This window comes from Streptomyces sp. NPDC002817 (genome assembly GCF_053592055.1).
In genome coordinates this window covers 81,803-104,240 of sequence record NZ_JBSFUY010000015.1, presented here as the reverse complement: position 1 = coordinate 104,240, position 22,438 = coordinate 81,803, and the positions used below count along the sequence as shown (strand labels likewise).

The following is a 22,438-nucleotide window of genomic DNA, read 5'->3' as shown; positions in this document are numbered from 1 at the left end:
TTGGCGATGGCACACGGGTCAGTTGGCTTCCAGGGTCACCGTGAAGGAGAAGCGGTCGCCCCGGTAGTGGATCACCGCCACGTCCAGCACCCGTCCCTCCCCGTCGTACGTCACACCCGTGTAGTGCAGGATCGGGCTCAGCAGCGGCACTTGGAGCAGCCGAGCCGTCTCCGGGTCCGCCAGCCGCGCCTCCACCGTGTCCGTGATGCGGCTGATGTCCGCCCCGACGGCATCCCGCAACACCTTGGTCATCGGCCAGCGGACCAGGTCGTGCAGATCGATGCGCGCGCCGAGTTCGGGGCGGATCCAGTTGCGGGCGTGGTTGGTCGGCTCGCCCGTCTTCTCGTCGCCGCGCAGGCGGTGGTACGTCGCCACCTCGTCCAGGTCCGTGAAGTACTCGGCGAGTTCGGCCGGAACGGGACCCTTGCCGTGGTCGAGCAGTTCTGTGGCCATGCCCGACTGCTGGGCCACGATCGCGTCCACCGAGCCGAGCAGCCGAACAGGGGCGCCCCGCAGCGCGTTCGGCTCGATGAAGGTGCCGCGCCTGCGATGGCGGGTGATCAGCCCCTCGTCCTCCAGCTCCTTCAGCGCCTGCCGCATGGTCAGCACGCTCACCCCGTAATGGCCCGCCAACTGCTCCTCGGTGGGCAGCCGCAGCGGATCCTGGGGCGAGCGGCCGAGTATCGAGGCGCGCAGCGACTGCGAGACCTGGTACCAGAGCGGCAGCTTGCGGTTCAGGACGATCGAGTCCGGGGCGAAGGAGGTCACGGGGCTATCCGTACCGGTCGCCGACGATCAGTGCAACGGGCGGAAGTGGCGTTCCAGCCCCTGCCACACGTCGTCGTAGTGCCGTTGCAGATGATCCGCCTGGGCCGCGTGCGCGGTCAGCGTCACCGGCCAGCGCGTCTCGAACATGAACGCGAGCCCGTCGTCGACCTTCTGGGGCTCGAGGTCTGCCGCGCTCGCCCGGTCGAACGTCTCCCGGTCCGGACCGTGCGCCGACATCATGTTGTGCAGCGAGCCGCCGCCGGGCACGAAGCCCTCGGCCTTCGCGTCGTAGGCGCCCTCGATCAGGCCCATGTACTCGCTCATCACGTTCCGGTGGAAGTACGGCGGCCGGAACGTGTCCTCGCCGACCAGCCAGCGCGGCGCGAAGACGACGAAGTCCACGCCGGCCAGCCCCGGGGTGTCCGACGGGGACGTCAGCACCGTGAAGATCGACGGGTCGGGATGGTCGTACGAGATCGTCCCGATGACGTTGAAGCGGCGCAGGTCGTAGACGTACGGCACATGGTTGCCGTGCCAGGCGACCACGTCGAGCGGGGAGTGGTCGTAGACGGCCGTCCAGAGGTTGCCGCAGAACTTGTTGACCACCTCGACCGGGCCGTCGACGTCCTCGTAGGCGGCCACGGGGGCTTTGAAGTCACGGACGTTGGCGAGGCCGTTGGCGCCGATCGGGCCGAGGTCCGGGAGCTGGAAGGGGGCGCCGTAGTTCTCGCAGACATAGCCGCGGGCGGAGGGGTCGAGGAGCTCCACGCGGAAGCGGACCCCGCGCGGGATCAGGGCCACCTGCCCGGGCTCGGCGTGCAGCAGGCCGAACTCCGTGCGCAGCAGCAGGCCGCCCTGTTCGGGGACGATCAGCAGCTCGCCGTCGGCGTCGCTGAAGACGCGGTCCATGGAGTCGGTGGCGTGGTAGACGTGCACGGCCATGCCGGTGCGCTGGGTCGTGTCGCCGTTGCCACCCAGGGTCCACAGGCCGGCCAGGAAGTCGGTCCCCTCCCTCGGCTCCGGCAGGGGGTTCCAGCGCAGCCGGTTCGGGTCGGGCACGGACTCCGTGAAGGGGGCCGAGCGGATCCAGCCACTGTGGGTGTGGGTGAACGCCGGATGCGCGGCCGAGGGGCGGATCCGGTACAGCCAGGAGCGGCGGTTGTGGGCCCGGGGCTCGGTGAACGCCGTGCCGCTGAGCTGCTCCGCGTAGAGGCCGAGGGGCGCGCGCTGTGGTGCGTTGCGACCCTCGGGCAGTGCCCCGGGGACGGCCTCCGAGCTGTGCTCGTTGCCGAAACCGGAGAGGTAGGTCAGCCCCTCCGCGGTCTTCCGCGCTTCCCCGCTCATGATCGCTCCCTTGCGACTCTGATTCCTATGTATCACCGTAGGATTGCGGTTTCGCGGGCGCAAGGGGGCCGTGGGAGGTGCTTTCGTCGGACGGGCCTCCTCATCAGGGAGGAGGAGAACCAGACTCCAGGGGGATTCGGCTTTCGGAACGTTGTTCTAGTCTCCCGGGCATGTCGTGGACGCGGACGCTGCCGGCCGCGCTCGCGGTCTGTCTCCTCCTGTGGGCCGGAACCGCGAGCTGCGGTTCCGATCATGCGCGGGAACAGGAGAACAGCGCGGTGTCGCCCTCACCGGTGGGCAAGGTGCTCGACGACACCGACGAGGAGGGGCGCCACTACCGCGAGGTGGAGGACCAGAACGCGCCCGAGGTGGACATCGAGGTGCAGCCGGACAGCGACGACGACAGCTGGGACGTGCACCTGAGCGTGCAGAACTTCCGCTTCTCCCCGTCCGGTACGAAGCCGAAGGCGGTCAAGGGCCGCGGCCTGGTGTACCTCTTCGTGGACGGCACCCTCGTCTCCCGGCTGCGCACCCCCGAGTGCCACATACCCGGCGACCTCGTCCCGCGCGGCACGCACACCGTCACCGCTCGGCTCTACGCCGACGACGGCACCGTATGGGTCGTCGACGGCGACCCCGTCGAGAGCGCGGCCGACATCACGGCGTCGGGTGCCGAGGCCACCGCAGGACCGTCCGCACTGAGTGCACCGGCCAACCATCTTCGTACAGGGGGGCGAGGTTCACCGGACCGCGGCGGAAAGGCATCATGAAGTCCGTGCCCCACGCGACATCGCTACGCCGAGCGCCCGTGCAGCGGCGCAGTGCCGAACGGCTGACCAGGATCCTCGACGCCTGCGCCGACCTGCTCGACGAGGTCGGCTACGACGACCTGAGCACCCGGGCCGTCGCCCAGCGCGCCGGCGTCCCCATCGGCTCCGTCTACCGCTTCTTCGGCAACAAGCGGCAGATGGCCGACGCCCTCGCCCAGCGCAACCTCGAACGGTTCACCGCCCGCGTCACCGAGCGCCTCGCGGACGCCGCGGGCGGGGGCTGGCGGGACGCGATGGACGCGGTCCTCGACGAGTACCTCGCCATGAAACGCACCGCCCCCGGCTTCTCCCTCGTCGACTTCGGCAACCAGATCCCGGTCGGCGCCCGCCACGCCGAACCGAACCACCGCGTCGCCGACCGCCTCACCGACCTCCTCTCCGGATACATCGACCGCGAGCCGGACGAGGACCTGCGACGCACCTTCCTGATCGCGGTGGAGACGGCCGACACCCTCGTTCACCTGGCCTTCCGGGTGGCCCTCGAGGGGGACGAGCGGATCATCGAGGAGGCCCGGGAGATGCTGCGGGCCTATCTGGCGCGCGTGCTCGACTGACGCCGATACGCGGTTTTACGACCTCACCCCCCGCAGGGCCTCCCCACCATGCCTACCGGTCGGTATCCTCGCCGGAACAGGCACCGTCGCCCCTGGAGGACCCGTGTCCCGCACCGCTCTGCGTATCTGCCCCCTGTGCGAGGCCACCTGCGGCCTGACGCTCACCATCGAGGGGACCCGGGTCACCGGCGCCCGCGGTGACCGGGACGACGTGTTCAGCAAGGGGTTCATCTGCCCCAAGGGCGCGTCCTTCGGCGCCGTCGACGGAGACCCCGACCGGCTGCGCACCCCGCTCGTGCGCAAGGACGGTGAGCTGCGCGAGGCGACCTGGGAGGAGGCGTTCGACGCGGTGGCCGCGGGGATCCGGCCGGTCGTCGAGCGGTACGGGCCGAACGCCGTGGGTGCCGTCCTCGGCAACCCCAACGTCCACACCATGGCCGGCGCCCTCTACCCGCCGGTCCTGCTCGCCGGCCTCGGCACCCGCAGCGTCTTCACCGCCTCCACGGTCGACCAGATGCCCAAGCACGTCTCCAGCGGGCTGCTCTTCGGAGACGCCAACGCGATCCCCGTGCCGGACCTGGACCACACCGACCATCTGCTGCTGATCGGCGCCAACCCCCTGGAGTCCAACGGCAGTCTGTGCACCGCCCCCGACTTCCCCGGCAAGCTCAAGGCGCTCAAGGCCCGCGGCGGCACCCTCACCGTCATCGACCCCCGCCGCACCCGCACCGCCAAGCTCGCCGACCGCCACCTCGCGATCCGCCCCGGTACGGACGCACTGCTGCTGGCGGCGATGGCGTACGTGCTGTTCGAGGAAGACCTCGTGGACACCGGGGAGCTGGCCCCGCACCTCCTGGGGCTCGACGAACTCCCGCGAGAACTGGGCGACTTCACCCCCGAGGCCGTCGCCGGAGCCTGCGACATCGACGCCGATACCATCCGCACCCTGGCCCGCGAGCTCGCCGCCGCCCCCACCGCCGCCGTCTACGCCCGCATCGGGAGCTGCACGGTCCCGCACGGCACCCTCGCCAGCTGGCTGGTCGACGTGCTGAACATCCTCACCGGCAACCTCGACCGCCCCGGCGGCGCGCTCTTCCCGCAGGCGGCCACCGACCGGACGCCCCGGCCCGCCGGACCGAGCCACGGCTTCGCGCTCGGACGCTGGCACTCCCGGGTGAGCCGGTACCCCGAGGCGAAGGGCGAGCTGCCGATCTCCGCGCTCGCCGAGGAGATCGACACCGCCACGCCCGAGGGCGAGCCGATCCGCGCGCTCATCGCCGTGGCCTCCAACCCGGTGCTGTCCGTGCCCGACGGCGACCGGCTCGACAAGGCGCTCGACTCGCTCGACTTCATGGTCAGCGTCGACCCCTATCTCAACGAGACCTCGCGCCACGCCGACGTCGTACTGCCGCCGCCCCCGCCCTCCCAGAGCCCGCACCACGACTTCGCCTTCAACACCCTCGCCGTCCGCAACCAGGTCCGCTACAACCGCCCCGCGGTCCCCCTGGAGCCCGGCCGGATGGCCGAGACCGAGATCCTGGCCCGGCTGGTCCTCGCCGCGACCGGTACGCACGGCGCCGACCCGTCGGCCGTCGACGACCTGGTCATCGGGCAGACCCTCGGCAAGGCCGTCAAGGAGGCGCACTCCCCGGCGCACGACCGCGACCCGAAGGAGCTCGCCGCGCAGCTCACCGGTGTCAGCGGGCCCGAGCGGCGGCTCGACATGATGCTGCGCCTCGGCCCGTACGGCGACGGGTTCGGCGTACGGCCGGACGGGCTGACCCTGGAGCGGCTGCTGGCGCATCCGCACGGCATCGACCTCGGGCCGCTCGCGTCGCGGCTGCCGCAGCCGCTGAAGACGCGCAGCGGCAAGGTCGAGCTGCTGGCACAGCCGATCGTCGACGATCTTCCGCGACTGCGGCAGGCCCTGGCCGAGCGGCCCGAGGGACTCGTCCTCGTCGGCCGCCGCCATCTGCGCTCCAACAACAGCTGGATGCACAACGTCCCCGCCCTCACCGGCGGCACCAACCGCTGCACCCTCCACATCCACCCCGAGGACGCCGAGCGGCTCGGGGTGGCGGACGGGGCGGCCGTACGGGTGAAGGGGGCCGGGGGAGAGGTGATCGCGCCCGTCGAGGTCACGGACGGCGTGCGGCCCGGCGTGGTGAGCCTGCCGCACGGCTGGGGTCACAACCGGCCCGGCACCCGGCTGAACCATGCCGCGGTGGACCCCGGCGTCAACGTCAACCAGCTCCTCGACGGCAGCCTGCTCGACCCCCTGTCAGGCAACGCGGTCCTCAACGGCGTACCCGTAAAACTGGCCACCGTAGCGGCGCTGTGAGCAGCGCAAAGCTGTGACCTGGGGTTTTGCGCTTATTGCTCGCACGTCAACGTCTTGTTAACACTGGTTGAAGAGACCTAACGTCCATCGCACCGCCGGCCCTGGTGGGAGTTCAAGGGCGAACGTTAGGTATCCACTCATGCTGACCATCCTCGGCTTCGCCATGATCGCGACCTTCCTGGTCCTGATCATGATGAAGAAGATGTCGCCGATCGCGGCGCTCGTGCTGATCCCGGCACTGTTCTGCGTCTTCGTAGGGAAGGGCGCCCACCTCGGTGACTACGTCATCGACGGCGTCACCAGCCTCGCCCCCACCGCGGCGATGCTCATGTTCGCGATCGTCTACTTCGGTGTGATGATCGATGTCGGTCTCTTCGACCCGATCGTCCGGGGGATCCTGAAGTTCGCCAAGGCCGACCCGATGCGGATCGTGGTCGGTACGGCGATCCTCGCCGCGATCGTCTCGCTCGACGGCGACGGCTCGACCACCTTCATGATCACGGTCTCGGCGATGTACCCGCTGTACAAGCGCCTGAAGATGAGCCTGGTCGTGATGACCGGTGTGGCCGCCATGGCCAACGGCGTCATGAACACCCTGCCGTGGGGCGGCCCGACCGCCCGCGCCGCCACCGCGCTCAAGCTCGACGCCAGCGACATCTTCGTCCCGATGATCCCGGCCCTGCTCGTCGGCCTGCTGGGTGTCTTCGTCCTCTCGTACTTCCTGGGTCTGCGCGAGCGCAAGCGGTTGGGCGTGCTGACGCTGGGCGAGATCCTGGTGGAGGAGAAGGTCGAGGAGAAGGAGTCCGAGACGGTTCTCGTGGGTGCCGGTTCCGGCTCCGGCGCGTCCGGCACCGAGAAGGTCACCGGCGGCTCCGGCTCCGGCACCGACGCCGAGGATGACGACGACGAGGAGCGTTTCACGGTCCTCGACCCGAACCGCGCCACCCTGCGCCCCAAGCTCTACTGGTTCAACGCGCTGGTCACCGTCACCCTGCTCACCTCCATGATCATGGAGTGGCTGCCGATCCCGGTGCTGTTCATCCTCGGCGCCGCGCTCGTGCTCACCGTGAACTTCCCGCACATTCCTGACCAGAAGGCCCGGCTCGCCGCCCACGCCGACAACGTCCTGAACGTCTCCGGCATGGTCTTCGCCGCAGCCGTCTTCACGGGCGTCCTCCAGGGCACCGGCATGGTCGACCACATGGCCCGCTGGATGGTCGACGTCATCCCCGAGGGCATGGGCCCGCACATGGCCCTCGTCACCGGTCTGCTGAGCCTCCCGCTCACCTACTTCATGTCGAACGACGGCTTCTACTTCGGCGTCCTTCCGGTCCTTGCCGAGGCCGGTGCCGCGCACGGGGTCTCGCCGCTGGAGATGGCCCGCGCCTCCCTCGTCGGCCAGCCGCTGCACATGTCGAGCCCGCTCGTCCCGGCCGTCTACGTCCTCGTCGGCATGGCGAAGGTCGAGTTCGGCGACCACACCAAGTTCGTGGTGAAGTGGGCCGCGCTGACCTGCCTCCTCATCCTGGCGGCGGGGATCCTGTTCGGCATCATCTGACCGGGTTCACGGGGGACTTGAACCCGTGGACCTCAACCAGGGGCTCCGAAACAGGGGGGCTCGAAAACGGAGGACTTGAACATGGCGCCCGGTGGGAACCGCGGCTGGCTGCTCCGCCTCGTCATCGCCTTCAGCTTCGCGCAGGGGGCGGTGTCGATGGCCCGGCCCGCCGTCTCCTACCGGGCGCTGGCGCTGGGCGCCGACGAGCGGGCGATCGGTGTGATCGCGGGGGTCTACGCCCTGCTCCCGCTGTTCGCCGCGGTCCCGCTGGGGCGCCGCACCGACCACGGCCGGTGCGCGCCCCTGCTGCCGGTCGGCGTGGTCCTGATATCCGGCGGCTGCGCGCTGAGCGGCATCGCGGACTCCCTCTGGGCGATGGCCGTGTGGAGCGGAGTGATGGGCCTCGGCCACCTCTGCTTCGTGATCGGCGCCCAGTCCCTCGTCGCCCGCCAGTCCGCCCCGCACGAACAGGACCGCAACTTCGGCCACTTCACCATCGGAGCCTCCCTCGGCCAACTGGTCGGCCCCGTCGCGGCGGGCGCGCTGATCGGCGGCCCGGACATGGCGGGCACCAGCGCGCTCGCGCTGATCGTGGCGGGGGCGGGCGGCGCGGTCGCGCTCACGTCGTTGTGGCGCATAGAGCGGCGCGACACGGCGGCCAAGTCCCGTGCGGGGCACGGCGATCGCGTCCCCGTCCAGCGCATCCTCCGGGCCCGGGGCGTGCCCGCCGGCATCTTCGTCAGCCTCGCCGTGCTGTCCGCGACCGACATCCTCACCGCCTACCTTCCGGTGGTCGGCGAACACCGCGGCATCGCGCCCTCCGTCATCGGTCTGCTGCTCAGCCTCCGCGCGGCGGCCACGATCGCCTGCCGACTGGTGCTGACCCCACTGCTGCGACTGCTGGGCCGCTCGCTCCTGCTCACCGTCACCTGCCTGCTGGCGGCCCTGCTGTGCGCGGGGATCGCCCTGCCCGTGCCGGTGTGGGCGCTCGCCCTGATGCTCGCCGTACTCGGCTTCTGCCTCGGTGTCGGACAGCCGCTGTCCATGACGACCGTCGTCCAGGCGGCCCCCGACGGCGCCCGCTCCACGGCCCTCGCGCTGCGTCTGACCGGCAACCGACTGGGCCAGGTCGCCGCCCCCGCCACGGCGGGCCTGGTCGCGGGCGTGACAGGCGTGGCGGCACCGTTCGTGATGCTGGGCGTGCTGTTGCTGCTCTCCTCGGGCGTCGCGCTGCGCTCACCGGCGAGGCCGGTCGCGGAGCCTGTCGCGCCCTCCCGGCCGGGGGTCGCTTTGGGCCGGAAGAGCGATGACTGACGGGTCGTAGGGCGAGGTTCCCCCCCTTGGCGGGCGGCATGTGAAAGAGAGTCAGGTGAAGTGTGATTTGTACGACAATCACCTGACTCGGAGGACTTTGTATGCCCACCACGTCTCTTGCACGCCGAGCCGGAGCGCGTACCGCCGCGCTCGCGGCACTCACCGTCGCGCTCGGCCCGCTGTCCGGGATGGCCACGGCGGGTGCCGTGCCACTGGCGCCCGGGGACAACGGCACCGTCAAGATCCACACGGCGCCCTTCGGAAACGTAGCGCGCACGCCGTACGGCGACCCGCGGGACGAGCCGAAGGTCTGCAAGTTCTACATCGACGCCGCCAACTTCGACCGGGGCCAGGAGATCACCTGGAACATCGAGACCCAGCCCCCTGTCGCGAACGGCGCCACGCTCTCCGGTGAGATCGCGCTCCCGACCGGTGCCGGGCACACGCTGGACTACACGCTGCCCGACGGGCAGTACAAGCTCACCTGGAACATCACCGGTGGGATGGGCGCGGGCAAGCACAAGGTGTTCAAGGTCGACTGCGTCACCCCGCCCGGCGGCCCCGGTGGTCCCGGCGGTGGCCCGGGCGGGCCGCACGGCGGTCCGCCCGCGGGTGGCGGCGGCATCGCGCGCGACGAGGCGTTCGCCCCGGTCGCCGGCGCCGCGGCCGTAGGTGTGGCCGCGGTCGGCGGGGTGGTGTGGTTCCGGCTCCGCCGCCGCCCGCATGGCGCGTAGTCGTCGACGCAGGCCCTGGTACCGGACGCGCGCCTACCGCCTGGCGAGAACGGTCGTGATGACCGTCTCGCTGGTGGCGGGCGGCGTCTGGTGGACCCAGGGCGAGGAGTCGGGCGGGGCGGTCGAGGCCGCCCGGCCCGGCTCCCCGGCGGCAGCGCCCGCCACGGACCGGACCGACGCCCGGGGGGCCGCGCAACAGGGTCCGCGGGGCACCGGGGTGTCGACCCCGCGGCGTCCGGACACACGGCCGCGAAGCCAGGAGCCGGCCCCGCGTCGTCCGGGTGCACCGCCGCGTACCGGGGAGCCGGCCCCGCACCGCCCCGCCGTGCCGCGGCGGTCCCCGCCGAAGGCCGCCCCGCCCTCGTCACCCGCACCGCGGCCCCGCTCCCTGCCGCGCTCCCGCGCGACCCGTCTCGCCATCGACTTCCTCGATGTCGACGCCCCGGTCATGAGCCTGAGGCTCGACCGCGAACGGCGGCTGCCCGCACCTCCCGACGACGACGCGAACCGGGTCGGCTGGTACGAGGCCGGCCCGTCCCCCGGACAGCAGGGCACCGCAGTCGCCGTGGGCCACCTCGACACCGACACCGGACCGGCCGTATTCGCCGGTCTCGGCGAACTGCGGCGCGGCCGCCTGGTCGAGGTGACGCGCGCCGACGGACGGGTCGCCGTCTACGCCGTCGACGCCATCAAGTCGTACGAGAAGGACCGCTTCCCCAACCGCGAGGTGTACGGCAACCGGGGCCGCCCCGAACTGAGGCTGATCACCTGCGGCGGCGACTACAACCGCAGGACCGGCTACTCGGGCAACGTGGTCGTCTTCGCCCACCTCGTCGAGACCCGCGAACCGTCCGCGACCGCCGCCCGGCGCTGAATGCGAGCGTCCGTTTTCTCACCTGCTGGACGGCACCGTCCGATCCTGCCCATTCTCTTCCCCCCGGCGCGCACATTCCGTTAACTTCCGTGACCCACGAGCCCCGTTCGACTCGGGCGGGGCATCCGACCACCGGGCATCAGCGCTCAGCCGGCCCTCGGGGACACCTGCCATGACACGCGCCATCTCGTTGCACGACGTGAGCAAGAGTTACACCCGGGGCACCCGCGTGGTGGACCGGATGTCGCTGGACATCGAGCCCGGCGAATTCCTCGTCCTGCTCGGGCCTTCCGGCTGCGGCAAGTCCACCGTGCTCAGGATGATCGCGGGCCTCGAGGAGATCGACGAGGGCCAGTTGCTGCTCGACGGCGAGTACGCCAACGAACTGCCGCCGTCCGGCCGGGACATGGCGATGGTCTTCCAGAACTTCGCCCTGTACCCGAGCATGACCAGCCGCGACAACATCGGCTTCCCGCTGCGCTTCGAGGCCCCCGGCGCCGACCCGCGCCCCCGCGTGGACGCCACCGCCCGCATGCTGGGCATCGAGGAGCTCCTGGACCGCTTCCCCGCCCAGCTCTCCGGCGGCGAACGCCAGCGCGTCGCCATGGGCCGGGCCATCGCCCGCCACCCCTCCGCGTTCCTGATGGACGAGCCGCTGTCCAACCTCGACGCGAAACTCCGCAACCATCTGCGCGCCGAGATATCCGCACTCACCCGCGAGCTGGGCGTCACCACGATCTACGTCACCCACGACCAGTCCGAGGCCATGTCCCTCGGCGACCGGGTCGCCGTCATGCGCGGCGGCGTCCTGCAACAGGTCGGCCCCCCGCGCTCGGTGTACGCGCTGCCCCGCAACGTCTTCGTCGCCGCCTTCATCGGTACCCCGCGCATCAACCTCCTGCGCGGCATGGTGCGCGCTCCGCTGGGCGGCGCGATGACCATCAGCCTCGGCAAGCAGTTCCTGCGTCTGCCCGAACCGCTCTCCATGGACCACCAGTTGCTCCGGGTCCAGCAGGGCCGGGAGGTCATCGTGGGCCTGCGCTCGGAGGCGGTGCGGATCGCCAAGCCGTCCGCCGCGCGACCGGGCGAGATGGCGCTCACCGGTCTCGTGGAGCACGTGGAGTTCCAGGGGCACGAGGTCCTCGTCCACTTCAACACCGGCTCGAGTCCCGCCGTCGTGCCGGACCTGGAGGCCCCGCGCCCCGCCGCCCGCCCCACCCGGCGCCGCCGCCGCGAGGGCGGCCCCCGCGTCCTGGGCCGGCTCAGGGAACGCGCGGGCACCCTTCGGGCGGGTCCGGTGGTCGTCCTCGACGAGCCGAGGGACAGCGCCCCCGTGACACCCCCGGACGGCCGCCTCCCCGGTGACCTGATCGTCCGCACCACCCCCGACATCGACTTCCGCCAAGGCATGCAGGTCCCCCTTCTCGTCGACCTCGCCCATCTCTTCGTCTTCGACCAGCACGGCGAACGCGTCTGCCCGGCCCCGGCCCGGCTGCCGGACCTGGAGGAGTGAGCGGAAAGAGCGCGGTCCCGTCGGCTGTTCCGCCGGACAGGCCCCGCATCCGCCCCGTCCGGCGCGGCTCCCCGATCCCGGGGAGCGAGGCCCGCTAGGCATGGGCACATGAACGTGCAATTCACCCGGACCCGGGCCGTCCTCACCGCCGTCGGTCTCCTGCTCGCCGTCGGCGCTCCCACCGCGTACGCCACCCTCGACGACGGGACACCGCAGCGCGGGGAGCCGTACATCGAGACCTCGCTCCTCTTCGGCACCGAGCGGCCCGACGGCGGCCCGGCGGTCACCGACAAGCAGTTCATGAGCTTCGTCGACAAGGAGGTCACGCCCGACTTCCCGGACGGCCTCACGGTGCAGACCGGCCGCGGGCAGTGGCGGGACGCCGGCGGGACGATCGAGAAGGAGCGGTCCTACGAACTGATCCTGCTCTACCCGGTCGCGCAGGCGGGGGCGAGCGACCGGAAGATCGAGGAGATCCGGCGGGCGTACGAGAAGGCTTTCGGCCAGGAGTCCGTGGGGAGGGTGGACGACAGGGCCCGGGTCGACTTCTGATGGCATGAGTCACGTACCGGGGCGTCTGGCGCGCGAAAACTATCGCCGCTAGTTTATGAACCGGACTGAGCCGGACGACGACACGGCCCCGCCGGGAGGAAGCACGATGAAGGCACACGACGGCATGTACATCGACGGCGAGTGGCGGCCCGCCGCCGGCCGGGACGCGATCGAGGTCGTGAACCCGGTCGACGAGCAGGTGATCGGCCGGGTCCCGGCCGGCACCGCCGAGGACGTCGACACCGCCGTACGGGCCGCCCGTGCCGCTCTCCCGGCCTGGGCCGCGACGGCACCGGCCGAGCGGGCCGCCCGCCTGGCCGCCCTCCGGGACGTCCTGGTGGCCCGCAAGGGCGAGATCGCCGAGACGGTCACCGCCGAGCTGGGCTCGCCCCTGAAGTTCTCCGAGAACGTCCACGCCGCCGTCCCCCTCGCGGTCGCGGGCTCGTACGCCGAGCTGGCGGCGACGTACGCCTTCGAGGAGCAGGTCGGCAACTCGATCGTCCGCCAGGAGCCGATCGGTGTGGTGGGCGCGATCACGCCCTGGAACTACCCGCTGCACCAGATCGTCGCCAAGGTCGCCCCGGCGCTGGCGGCGGGCTGCACGGTCGTCCTGAAGCCCGCCGAGGACACCCCGCTCGTCGCCCAGCTCTTCGCCGAGGCGGTCCAGGAGGCCGGCGTACCGGCCGGCGTCTTCAATCTCGTCACCGGCCTCGGTCCGGTCGCGGGACAGGCCCTCGCCGAGCACCCGGACGTCGACCTGGTCTCCTTCACCGGCTCCACGGCCGTCGGCAGGCGGATCGGCGCGACGGCCGGTGCCGCGATCAAGAAGGTCGCCCTGGAACTCGGCGGCAAGTCCGCCAACGTGATCCTGCCGAGCGCCGACCTCGCCAAGGCGGTCAACGTCGGCGTCGCCAACGTGATGTCCAACTCCGGTCAGACGTGCAGCGCCTGGACGCGGATGCTCGTGCACCGGGAGCAGTACGAGGAGGCGGTCGAACTCGCCGCCACCGCCGCCGCCAAGTACGGCGAGCGCATCGGCCCGGTCGTCAACGCCAAGCAGCAGGCCCGCGTGCGGAGTTACATCGAGAAGGGCGTCGCCGAGGGCGCGCGACTCGTCGCCGGTGGCCCCGAATCCCCGCGTGAGCAGGGCTGCTTCGTGTCGCCCACGGTCTTCGCCGACGTCACGCCCGACATGACGATCGCGCAGGAGGAGATCTTCGGCCCGGTCCTGTCGATCCTGCGCTACGAGGACGAGGAGGACGCCCTGCGCATCGCCAACGGCACGGTGTACGGCCTCGCGGGTGCCGTCTGGGCCGGCGAGGAGGCGGAGGCGGTGGCCTTCGCGCGCCGGATGGACACCGGCCAGGTCGACATCAACGGCGGCCGCTTCAACCCCCTTGCCCCGTTCGGCGGTTACAAGCAGTCCGGCGTCGGCCGCGAGCTCGGCTCGCACGGTCTCGCCGAATATCTCCAGACCAAGTCCCTGCAGTTCTGAGGAGCCTTCACGTGGTTCGCGCAGCAGTCCTTCCCGCCGTGGGCGCTCCTCTGGAGGTCACCGACATCGAGCTCCCGGACCCCGGTACCGGCCAGGTCCGCGTCCGCCTCGCCGCAGCCGGCGTCTGCCACTCCGACCTGTCCCTGTCCAACGGCACGATGCGGGTGCCGGTCCCGGCCGTCCTCGGCCACGAGGGCGCGGGCACGGTGGTCGCCGTCGGCGAGGGCGTCACGGGCGTGGCGCCCGGCACCGAGGTCGTCCTCAACTGGGCTCCGTCCTGCGGCAGTTGCCACGCCTGCTCGCTCGGCGAGGTCTGGCTGTGCGCCAACGCGCTCAACGGCGCGGCGGACGTCTACGCCCGCACCGCCGACGGCACCGACCTCCACCCCGGCCTGAACGTCGCCGCGTTCGCCGAGGAGACGGTCGTCCCGGCCTCCTGCGTCCTGCCGCTCCCCGAGGGCATCCCCCTCACGGACGCGGCCCTCCTGGGCTGCGCGGTCCTCACCGGGTACGGCGCCGTCCACCACTCGGCACGGGTCCGCGAGGGCGAGACGGTCGCGGTGTACGGCGTCGGGGGAGTGGGCCTCGCCGCTCTCCAGGCGGCCCGGATCGCGGGCGCCGCGAAGATCGTCGCGGTCGATGTCTCCCCGGCGAAGGAGGAGTTGGCCCGCGAGGCCGGCGCCACCGACTACGTCGTCGCCTCGGAGAACACGGCCCGCGAGATCCGCGGCCTGACCGGCAAGCAGGGCGTCGACGTCGCCGTCGAGTGCGTCGGCCGCGCGACGACGATCCGCACCGCCTGGGACTCCACCCGCCGCGGCGGCCGTACGACGGTCGTCGGTATCGGCGGCAAGGACCAGCAGGTCACCTTCAACGCCCTGGAGATCTTCCACTGGGGCCGCACCCTCTCCGGCTGCGTCTACGGCAACTCGAACCCGGCGGAGGATCTCCCGGTGCTCGCCGAGCACGTCCGCGCGGGCCGTCTGGACCTGGGCGCGCTGGTGACGGAGCGGATCGCCCTGGACGGCATCCCGGCGGCCTTCGAGAACATGCTGGCGGGCAAGGGCGGCAGGGCGCTGGTCGTCTTCTAGAGCCCCATGTGCCGGCCCCGACCTCATGGGAGGCCGGGGCCGGCGGCATGCCCACGGGCCCCCTGAGTGCTCCGGGCAACCTTCCGGCACAACCATTGCCTCCATACCGTCCGGTTAGTATGTTCGCCGCCAACGTCCCCACCGCACCCATCGGAGTGTGCACCGCATGGACATGGCCCCCTCCGCTCAGCCCATCACCCCGACCGCCCTCCCCACGGTCAACCGTCGCCGCGTCGCCACGGCGGCCGCGCTCGCCTCAGCCGTCGAGTGGTACGACTACTTCGTCTTCGGCATCGCGGCCGCCCTCGTCCTCGGCGACCTGTACTTCCCGGCGGGCAGCTCCACCGCCGGAGTCCTCGCCTCCTTCGCGACCTTCGCGGTCGGCTTCCTCGCCCGTCCGATCGGCGGCATCGTCGCCGGCCAGCTCGGCGACAAGCGCGGCCGCAAACCGATGCTGGTCCTCGCGCTCGCGCTCATGGGCCTGGCGACCACGGGCATCGGTCTCCTGCCGACGTACGAGACGATCGGCGTCGCCGCGCCCATCCTCCTCGTGACCCTCCGCGTCCTCCAAGGCATCGCCGTCGGCGCGCAGTGGGGCGGCGCGATGCTGCTGGCCACCGAGTACGCCCCCGAGGGCAAGCGCGGCATCTACGGCAGCGTCGTCCAACTCGGCGTCCCCATCGGCGTCGTGACCGCCAACACGGTCTTCCTGCTGGCGGGCGCCTTCACCACGGACACCCAGTTCGCGGCCTGGGGCTGGCGAGTGCCCTTCCTCATCGGCCTGTTCGTGCTCGGCCTCGCCTGGTACATCCACGCCAAGGTCGAGGAGACCCCCGAATTCCGCGACGCGGAAAAGGCGTTGGCCGAGAAGGAGAAGTCGCAGCAGAGCTCCCCGCTGCGCACGATCCTGCGCGACCACCTCGGCACGGTCCTCCTGGCCGGCGGCTCCTTCGCCGTGAACACCGCGACCTTCTACATCCTCATCACCGGCGTCCTCGACTACACGACCCGCGAACTGGACATGAAGAAGAGCGCGGTCCTCACGGTCTCCCTCTGCGTCAGCCTCACCCAGCTCGTCCTGATCCCGGCGGCCGCGGCGCTGTCCGACCGTTACGGCCGTATCCGGATCTACACGCTCGGCGCGGTGGGCATCGCCCTGTGGGCGATACCGCTCTTCCTCCTGATCGACACCGGCTCGCTGCTCTGGCTGGCGGTCGGCACGTTCGTCGCCAGCTGTTTCCTCAGCATCATGTACGGCCCCCAGGCCGCCCTGTTCGCCGAGCTGTTCACGGCGGAGATGCGCTACACCGGCGCCTCCCTCGGCTATCAGATAGCGGCGGTCTGCGGCGGTGGCCTCGCGCCCTTCCTGATGGTGCTGCTGCTGGAGACGACGGGCACGTCGATGTCGGTGTCCGCCTACATCATCGCGCTCTCGGTGATCGCCCTGATCTCCATCAAGGTCCTTGCGGACCGGGCGCGTTCACGCTGATTCGGTGGCCTTCGCGGGCCGTGGCCCAGCGGCCGCGGCCCGCGAACGGGAGACCGCGACACCGGCGAGACACAGCACCCCGCCCGCCAGGGTGAGCAGCCCCGGCACCTCGCCGAGCGCCAGCCAGGACATCAGCACGACGAGCGCGGGCACGGCGTAGGTGGTGGCGCCCATACGTCCGGCCGTGGTGCGGGCCAGCGCATAGGCCCAGGTCGTGAAGGCGAGCGCGGTCGGGAAGACGCCCAGATAGACCATGTTGAGGGTCGCCGACACGGGCGCGTCAGCCACCTCGTGGACCAGCTGCCCCGCGAACGGCAGACAGACCACGGCCCCGACGAGACAGCCGTACGTGGTCACCTGCAGTGCGCTCGCCGAACCGAGAGCGGGCTTCTGCGCCACGACACCGCCGGCGTACGCGACCGCGGCGAGCAGACACAGCGCGACGCCGAGCACGGACGACTTGCCCTCACCCGACATGGACAGCCCCACCGCGACCGCTCCCGCGAACGACACGGCCATCCCCGCGAGCAGCCTCGGCGGCAGGGCGTCGCCGAGTATCCGTGCGCCGAGCAGGGCGATCAGGATCGGGCCGATGTTCACGACGAGCGCGGCGGTCCCGGCGTCCACCTGCTGCTCGCCCCAGTTCAGGGCGACCATGTAGAAGCCGAACCACAGGAGGCCGGAGACCAGGATGCCGGGCCACGCGGCCCGGGCCGGCAACCCTTCCCGTCGTACGACACAGATGGCGCCCAGCGTCACGACTCCCGCCAGCAGTCGCCCGAGAGCCAGGGCGCCCGGTGAGTACTCGGTGCCGGCGCTCCGGATGGAGACGAAGGCGGAGGCCCAGAGGACCACGGTCACCAGGGCGGCGCCGGCTGCGAGGAGGTCGGGGCGGCGGGGGTTCATCATGCTCCTGAGGCTAGGAAGGGTTTCGAAGAAGAGCTCGCGGCTTTCGGACGGTGTGTGTCTGCGGGTGTGCGGGGGCTGGTCGCGCCCACGCGGCGGAGCCGCAAATGGATACAGCCCCGCGCCCCTGGGTGGGTCAGCGCAACGCTGTTGCCGAGATGCCCAGCAGTTCGGCCAGCGCCTTCTCGCCCGCCCCTGTCACCTTCACCGCCCTCTCGGAGCCGATGCGTACGCACCACCCCGTGTCCAGCGCATGCCGACACAGGGCCGCACCCGCGACTCCCGCGAGATGAGGCCTCCGCTCGGTCCAGTCGAGGCAAGCCCGGGCCAGCGGCCGCCGTCCCTTGCGGTCGAGGGCGATGCCGACCTCGCCGAACCACTTCAACCCGGCTTCCGTCAGCGCGAACCCCGTGTCCTGGCGCAGCAGTTCACAGGAGGTCAGCGCATCCGTCACCGCGATCCCGAGCCGCCCCGCGAGGTGGTCGTAGCACGTGCGCCCCCGCGCCATCGCCGACCCGGCACTCGACTCGCGCAGATTCCGCGGCCGTACGACGGAACCCGGTGCCACATGGGAGGCGAGTTCCTCGACCAGCTGAGCCACCCGCGCGTCCGCGAGCCGGACGTACCGATGCCGCCCTTGCCGCTCCTCGGTCAGCAGCCCGCCGGCCACCAGCTTGCCCAGGTGCTCGCTCAGGGTCGACGCGGCAACCCCGGCATGCCGCGCCAGCTCACTCGCGGTCCAGGCCCGACCGTCGAGCAGCGCCAGCAGACAGGAGGCCCGTGTCTCGTCGGCGACGAGCGAGGCCAGCCGGGCCAGTTCCGCCGCCTGGGGATCTCTGGAGGTCATGCCTCCCAGCATGGGCCTCGGACACTTCGGCGCCCACCGAAGCGTGCTACACGGTCCGCCTGACCTGCTCGTACTGCTGGACCAGCCCGTCGAGCAGCGCCGTGAGCCCGGTCTCGAAGGCCCGCTCGTCGATCTTCTCCTGCTGCTCGGCCAGCAGATGGGCCTGCCCGAGATGGGGATAGTCGGCGGGGTCGTACGCGCTCTGGTCGTCGACGAAACCGCCGGCGAACGAACCCAGCGCGGAGCCCATGATGAAGTACCGCATCAGCGCACCGATCGACGTGGCCTGCGCGGGCGGCCAGCCGGCGTCGACCATCGCGCCGTACACCGCGTCCGCGAGCCGCAGGCCGGCGGGCCGGCGCCCGGGTCCCTGGGCCAGCACCGGGACGATGTTCGGGTGGTCCCGCAGGGCGGCTCGATAGGACACGGCCCAGTCGTGCAGGGCGGTCCGCCACTCCCGTCCGTCCTCGAACATCGACAGGTCGACCTGCGAGCTGACCGAGTCGGCGACCGCTTCGAGGATCTCGTCCTTGGTGCGGAAGTGGTTGTAGAGCGAGGGCCCGCTGACCCCCAGCTCCGCGGCGAGCCGGCGTGTGGAGACGGCCGCGAGGCCCTCCGCGTCCACGAGCGCGCGTGCCGTGTCGACGATCCGGTCGGTGCTGAGGAGGGGCTTGCGCGGTCGGGCCATGGCGCACATAGTAGGGCTGCGACAAGAAACTAGCAGTGCTAATTTAAATGTACGGTTTTCAAGTGAGGTGATCTCGTGGTGAACCTGGGGCTCAGCGAGGAGCAGGAGGCCGTACGGCAGCTCGCCCGGGACTTCGTGGACCGCGAGATCGCTCCGCACGTCATCGCCTGGGACCGTGCCGAGGAGGTCGACCGCTCGATCGTGAAGAAACTGGGCGACGTCGGTTTCCTGGGTCTGACGATCGACGAGGAGTACGGCGGCTCGGGCGGCGACCACCTCGCGTACTGCCTGGTCACGGAGGAGCTGGGACGCGGCGACTCGTCGGTCCGCGGCATCGTGTCCGTCTCCCTCGGCCTGGTCGCCAAGACGATCGCCGTGTGGGGGAGCGAGGACCAGAAGCGCCGGTGGCTCCCGGGTCTCACCGCCGGCTCGCTCGTCGGCTGCTTCGGCCTCACCGAACCGGGCACCGGCTCCGACGCGGGCAACCTCGTCACCCGCGCCGTGCGCGACGGCGACGACTACGTCATCAACGGCACGAAGATGTTCATCACCAACGGCACCTGGGCGGACGTCGTCCTCCTCTTCGCCCGCTCCACGGACGCCCCCGGCCACAAGGGCGTCTCCGCCTTCCTGATCCCCACCGACACCCCCGGACTGAGCCGCCGCACCATCCACGGCAAGCTCGGCCTGCGCGGCCAGACGACCGCCGAACTGGTCCTGGAGGACGTACGGGTCCCCGCGACCGCGATGCTCGCTCCCGAGGGCAAGGGCTTCTCGGTCGCGATGTCGGCGCTCGCCAAGGGCCGGATGTCGGTGGCCGCGGGCTGCGTGGGCCTGGCGCAGGCGGCCCTGGACGCGGCGGTGAAGTACGCCGGCGAACGCGAACAGTTCGGCAGGACGATCGCCCACCACCAGCTGGTCCAGGAACTGATCAGCGACATAGCCGTGGACGTCGACGCGGCCCGACTGCTGACGTGGCGGGTCGCCGACCTGATCGACCGGGGCGAGCCCTTCACCACCGAGTCGTCCAAGGCCAAGCTGTTCGCCTCGGAAGCCGCGGTCCGAGCCGCCAACAACGCCCTCCAGGTCTTCGGCGGCTACGGCTACATCGACGAGTACCCGGCGGGCAAACTGCTCCGCGACGCCCGCGTGATGACCCTCTACGAGGGCACCAGCCAGATCCAGAAACTGGTCATCGGCCGCGCGCTGACCGGGGTCTCGGCCTTCTGAGTACGGGACCTGAGTATCTCGACGGATGTGGCCCGCCCCCCCGCCCGCCCACACTCGACCCATGAGTGACACATCGGGCAAGCCCCAGAACACCGCCGCCTTCTACGGCCAGGCGGTCGCGTCCTTCGCCGTCGCCATGGCCGCCACGGCGATCGGCATCTTCAAGCTGAACGCCGACGCCTGGGTGCGGGCCTTCTTCGCGATCGCCGTCCTGTACCTGGTCACCTCCGCCTTCACCCTGGCCAAGGTCATCCGGGACCGGCAGGACGCCCAGACCCGCGCATACAGCCCGTTCGAAAAGCTCTGAGCGGCCAGGCTAAGCGCTCGCTCAGCTTCGGCGGTATGGTGGTGCCTCTGTCAGTGGAGAGGGGCAAGCGATGGGTACGGCGGAGGACACGGCCGGCGGCGAGACGCAGGCGTGGGGCGAGGTCACGCCCGACGCGGCACGGAGGCTGCTGGTCGCCGCGGTGGAGGCCTTCGCCGAGCGCGGGTACCACGCCACGACGACCCGGGACATCGCGGGCCGCGCGGGCATGAGCCCTGCAGCCCTCTACATCCACTACAAGACCAAGGAAGAGCTGCTCCACCGCATCAGCAGGATCGGCCACGCCAAGGCCCTGGAGATCCTCCGGACCGCGGGCCGCCGAGAGGGCACCGCGACCGACCGCCTCGCGGACGCGGTCAGCTCCTTCGTCCGCTGGCACGCGGGCGGCCGTACCACGGCCAGGGTCGTCCAGTACGAACTGGACTCCCTCGGTCCGGACGCCCGCGCCGAGATCCTCGCCCTGCGCCGCCAGTGCGACGCCGAGGTGCGCGGCATCATCGAGGACGGCGTGACATCCGGCGAGTTCGACGTCCTGGACGTCAAGGGCACGACCCTCGCCGTCCTCTCCCTCTGCATCGACGTGGCCCGCTGGTTCACCGTCGACGGCCCCATGACGCCCGACGAGGTCGGCGCGCTCTACGCCGACCTCGTACTGCGGATGGTGGGAGCGGCGAAGTAGCCGCTCAGAGGTAGTAGCGCGACACCGACTCGGCGACACACACCGGCTTGTCGCCACCCTCGCGCTCGACGCTGAAGGCGACGGTGACCTGGACGCCACCGGCGACGTCGTCGACCCCGGTGATCGTTGCGGTGGCCCGCAGTCGCGAGCCGACCGGCACGGGCGCGGGGAACCGCACCTTGTTGGTGCCGTAGTTGACCCCCATCTTCACGTTCTCGACCGTGATCAGCTGCGGCCCGAACAGCGGCAGCAGCGACAGGGTCAGATACCCGTGCGCGATGGTGGTCCCGAACGGCCCGGCGGCGGCCTTCTCGGGGTCGACATGGATCCACTGGTGATCGCCGGTGGCCTCGGCGAAAAGGTCGATCCGCTTCTGATCGACCTCCAGCCACTCGGTGTATCCCAGCTGCTCACCCACCGCGGCCTTCAGCTCGTCGGCCCCTGCGAACACCCTCGGCTCTGCCATGTCCCGCCTCCTCGTCCCGAACTCTAAGCGACTGCTTAGCATGGTCGGCCGCAGGGCCCGTGTCAACGGAGGCATGGGTAGGCTTCGAGGGGTGCCCCAGATTCCCGAGAAGATCCACGAACTCACGGTCGGCCAGCTCGCCGCCCGCAGCGGCGCCGCCGTCTCCGCCCTGCACTTCTACGAGTCAAAGGGCTTGATCACCAGCCGCCGCACCACCGGCAACCAACGCCGCTACCACCGCGACGCCCTCCGCCGGGTCGCCTTCGTCCGAGCCGCCCAACGCGTGGGCATCCCCCTCGCCACGATCCGCGAGGCCCTGGCCGAACTCCCCGAGGAGCGCACGCCCACCCGAGAGGACTGGGCCCGCCTCTCCGAGGCCTGGCGCTCCGAGCTGGACGAACGCATCAAGCAGCTCAACCGCCTCCGAGACCACCTCACCGACTGCATCGGCTGCGGTTGCCTCTCCCTGGACACCTGCGTCCTGTCCAACCCCGACGACGCGTTCGGCCAACGCCAGTCGGGCTCGAGGCTGCTGGTCGAACGATCGAGGAACGCGAGCAGGGCACAGCAGGAGGACGCGGACAGCTGCTTCTGACGAACACAAGCCAGGACGCACCCCGCACCGACGCACCCTCCCCAGCCGGCACGCACCCCGCGCTGGCGCACCGTCCTCAGCCGGGATGCACCCGCACCGACGCATCGTCCCCAGGCGGGACGTACCCGGCGCTGGCGGACCGTCCTCAGTCGGGATGCACCCGCACCGACGCATCGTCCCCAGGCGGGACGTACCCCGCGCTGGCGGACCGTCCTCAGTCGGGATGCACCCGCACCGACGCATCG

The 22,438-nt window shown here is 71.1% G+C and carries 22 protein-coding genes; 16 read left to right on the top strand and 6 right to left on the bottom strand.

Annotated features, from left to right (window positions below; genetic code table 11):
- Positions 1–18: 18 nt before the first annotated feature.
- Positions 19–768 (bottom strand): GntR family transcriptional regulator, encoded by a 750-nt coding sequence (locus ACWD3I_RS26560; protein ID WP_365406471.1) that lies wholly within the window; start codon positions 766–768, stop codon positions 19–21.
- A 27-nt stretch (positions 769–795) separates the two neighbouring features.
- On the bottom strand, positions 796–2,112 hold the full coding sequence (gene hmgA / locus ACWD3I_RS26555; RefSeq protein WP_365406468.1) for a homogentisate 1,2-dioxygenase: 1,317 nt from the start codon (positions 2,110–2,112) through the stop codon (positions 796–798).
- Between the two features lie 170 nt (positions 2,113–2,282).
- On the opposite strand from hmgA, the gene ACWD3I_RS26550 reads away from it, so the two are divergent.
- The 12 genes from ACWD3I_RS26550 to ACWD3I_RS26495 all read left to right on the top strand — a co-directional run bounded on the left by ACWD3I_RS26550 (position 2,283) and on the right by ACWD3I_RS26495 (position 16,457).
- The gene (locus ACWD3I_RS26550) at positions 2,283–2,882 is read left to right on the top strand and encodes a hypothetical protein (protein ID WP_365406466.1); all 600 of its coding nucleotides are present in this window, start codon (positions 2,283–2,285) and stop codon (positions 2,880–2,882) included.
- Complete coding sequence (locus ACWD3I_RS26545) at positions 2,879–3,496, top strand: TetR/AcrR family transcriptional regulator (protein WP_365406463.1); 618 nt, start codon at positions 2,879–2,881, stop codon at positions 3,494–3,496. The genes ACWD3I_RS26550 and ACWD3I_RS26545 overlap by 4 nt, the downstream gene beginning before the upstream one ends.
- Positions 3,497–3,599: 103 nt before the next feature.
- Positions 3,600–5,837, top strand: a complete 2,238-nt coding sequence (locus ACWD3I_RS26540) for a molybdopterin oxidoreductase family protein (RefSeq protein ID WP_365406460.1) — start codon at positions 3,600–3,602, stop codon at positions 5,835–5,837.
- A gap of 139 nt (positions 5,838–5,976) precedes the next feature.
- Positions 5,977–7,395 (top strand): CitMHS family transporter, encoded by a 1,419-nt coding sequence (locus tag ACWD3I_RS26535; protein ID WP_266894532.1) that lies wholly within the window; start codon positions 5,977–5,979, stop codon positions 7,393–7,395.
- A gap of 81 nt (positions 7,396–7,476) precedes the next feature.
- Positions 7,477–8,709, top strand: a complete 1,233-nt coding sequence (locus ACWD3I_RS26530) for an MFS transporter (RefSeq protein WP_365406457.1) — start codon at positions 7,477–7,479, stop codon at positions 8,707–8,709.
- Between the two features lie 101 nt (positions 8,710–8,810).
- A complete protein-coding gene (locus ACWD3I_RS26525; protein ID WP_365406454.1) occupies positions 8,811–9,443 on the top strand; it encodes a hypothetical protein in 633 nt (210 codons plus the stop codon).
- 58 nt (positions 9,444–9,501) lie between these two features.
- Positions 9,502–10,317 (top strand): class F sortase, encoded by an 816-nt coding sequence (locus ACWD3I_RS26520; protein WP_365406451.1) that lies wholly within the window; start codon positions 9,502–9,504, stop codon positions 10,315–10,317.
- A 172-nt stretch (positions 10,318–10,489) separates the two neighbouring features.
- Positions 10,490–11,830, top strand: coding sequence for an ABC transporter ATP-binding protein (locus tag ACWD3I_RS26515; RefSeq protein ID WP_365406448.1), 1,341 nt, complete (start codon positions 10,490–10,492; stop codon positions 11,828–11,830).
- 108 nt (positions 11,831–11,938) lie between these two features.
- Positions 11,939–12,382 carry a DUF3574 domain-containing protein gene (locus ACWD3I_RS26510; protein ID WP_365406445.1) on the top strand — a complete coding sequence of 148 codons (444 nt, stop codon included), beginning with the start codon at positions 11,939–11,941 and terminating at the stop codon, positions 12,380–12,382.
- A gap of 106 nt (positions 12,383–12,488) precedes the next feature.
- Entirely contained in the window at positions 12,489–13,877 is a 1,389-nt protein-coding gene (locus ACWD3I_RS26505) for an aldehyde dehydrogenase family protein (RefSeq protein WP_365406442.1), read from the top strand.
- Positions 13,878–13,888: 11 nt separating this feature from the next.
- A complete protein-coding gene (locus tag ACWD3I_RS26500) occupies positions 13,889–14,968 on the top strand; it encodes a Zn-dependent alcohol dehydrogenase (RefSeq protein ID WP_365406439.1) in 1,080 nt (359 codons plus the stop codon).
- Between the two features lie 166 nt (positions 14,969–15,134).
- A complete protein-coding gene (locus ACWD3I_RS26495; protein WP_365406436.1) occupies positions 15,135–16,457 on the top strand; it encodes an MFS transporter in 1,323 nt (440 codons plus the stop codon).
- Here the strand turns inward: ACWD3I_RS26495 and ACWD3I_RS26490 are convergent.
- The 3 genes from ACWD3I_RS26490 to ACWD3I_RS26480 all read right to left on the bottom strand — a co-directional run bounded on the left by ACWD3I_RS26490 (position 16,449) and on the right by ACWD3I_RS26480 (position 18,898).
- The gene (locus ACWD3I_RS26490) at positions 16,449–17,363 is read right to left on the bottom strand and encodes a DMT family transporter (RefSeq protein ID WP_451084194.1); all 915 of its coding nucleotides are present in this window, start codon (positions 17,361–17,363) and stop codon (positions 16,449–16,451) included. The two genes, ACWD3I_RS26495 and ACWD3I_RS26490, sit on opposite strands and share 9 nt — an antisense overlap.
- Before the next feature lie 136 nt (positions 17,364–17,499).
- Positions 17,500–18,222 carry an ArsR/SmtB family transcription factor gene (locus tag ACWD3I_RS26485; protein WP_365406430.1) on the bottom strand — a complete coding sequence of 241 codons (723 nt, stop codon included), beginning with the start codon at positions 18,220–18,222 and terminating at the stop codon, positions 17,500–17,502.
- A gap of 34 nt (positions 18,223–18,256) precedes the next feature.
- Positions 18,257–18,898 (bottom strand): TetR/AcrR family transcriptional regulator, encoded by a 642-nt coding sequence (locus ACWD3I_RS26480; RefSeq protein ID WP_365406427.1) that lies wholly within the window; start codon positions 18,896–18,898, stop codon positions 18,257–18,259.
- Positions 18,899–18,976: 78 nt separating this feature from the next.
- Here ACWD3I_RS26480 and ACWD3I_RS26475 point away from each other — a divergent pair, with 78 nt between their 5' ends.
- The 3 genes from ACWD3I_RS26475 (at position 18,977) to ACWD3I_RS26465 (ending at position 21,132) form a co-directional block, all read left to right on the top strand.
- Positions 18,977–20,128 carry an acyl-CoA dehydrogenase family protein gene (locus tag ACWD3I_RS26475; RefSeq protein ID WP_365406525.1) on the top strand — a complete coding sequence of 384 codons (1,152 nt, stop codon included), beginning with the start codon at positions 18,977–18,979 and terminating at the stop codon, positions 20,126–20,128.
- Positions 20,129–20,189: 61 nt separating this feature from the next.
- Complete coding sequence (locus tag ACWD3I_RS26470) at positions 20,190–20,435, top strand: YiaA/YiaB family inner membrane protein (protein WP_365406424.1); 246 nt, start codon at positions 20,190–20,192, stop codon at positions 20,433–20,435.
- A 70-nt stretch (positions 20,436–20,505) separates the two neighbouring features.
- The gene (locus ACWD3I_RS26465; protein ID WP_365406421.1) at positions 20,506–21,132 is read left to right on the top strand and encodes a TetR/AcrR family transcriptional regulator; all 627 of its coding nucleotides are present in this window, start codon (positions 20,506–20,508) and stop codon (positions 21,130–21,132) included.
- Between the two features lie 4 nt (positions 21,133–21,136).
- Here ACWD3I_RS26465 and ACWD3I_RS26460 read toward each other — a convergent pair whose 3' ends face one another.
- The gene (locus ACWD3I_RS26460; protein ID WP_365406417.1) at positions 21,137–21,598 is read right to left on the bottom strand and encodes a MaoC family dehydratase; all 462 of its coding nucleotides are present in this window, start codon (positions 21,596–21,598) and stop codon (positions 21,137–21,139) included.
- 91 nt (positions 21,599–21,689) lie between these two features.
- On the opposite strand from ACWD3I_RS26460, the gene soxR reads away from it, so the two are divergent.
- Positions 21,690–22,193, top strand: coding sequence for a redox-sensitive transcriptional activator SoxR (gene soxR / locus ACWD3I_RS26455; RefSeq protein WP_365406413.1), 504 nt, complete (start codon positions 21,690–21,692; stop codon positions 22,191–22,193).
- Positions 22,194–22,438: the final 245 nt, after the last annotated feature.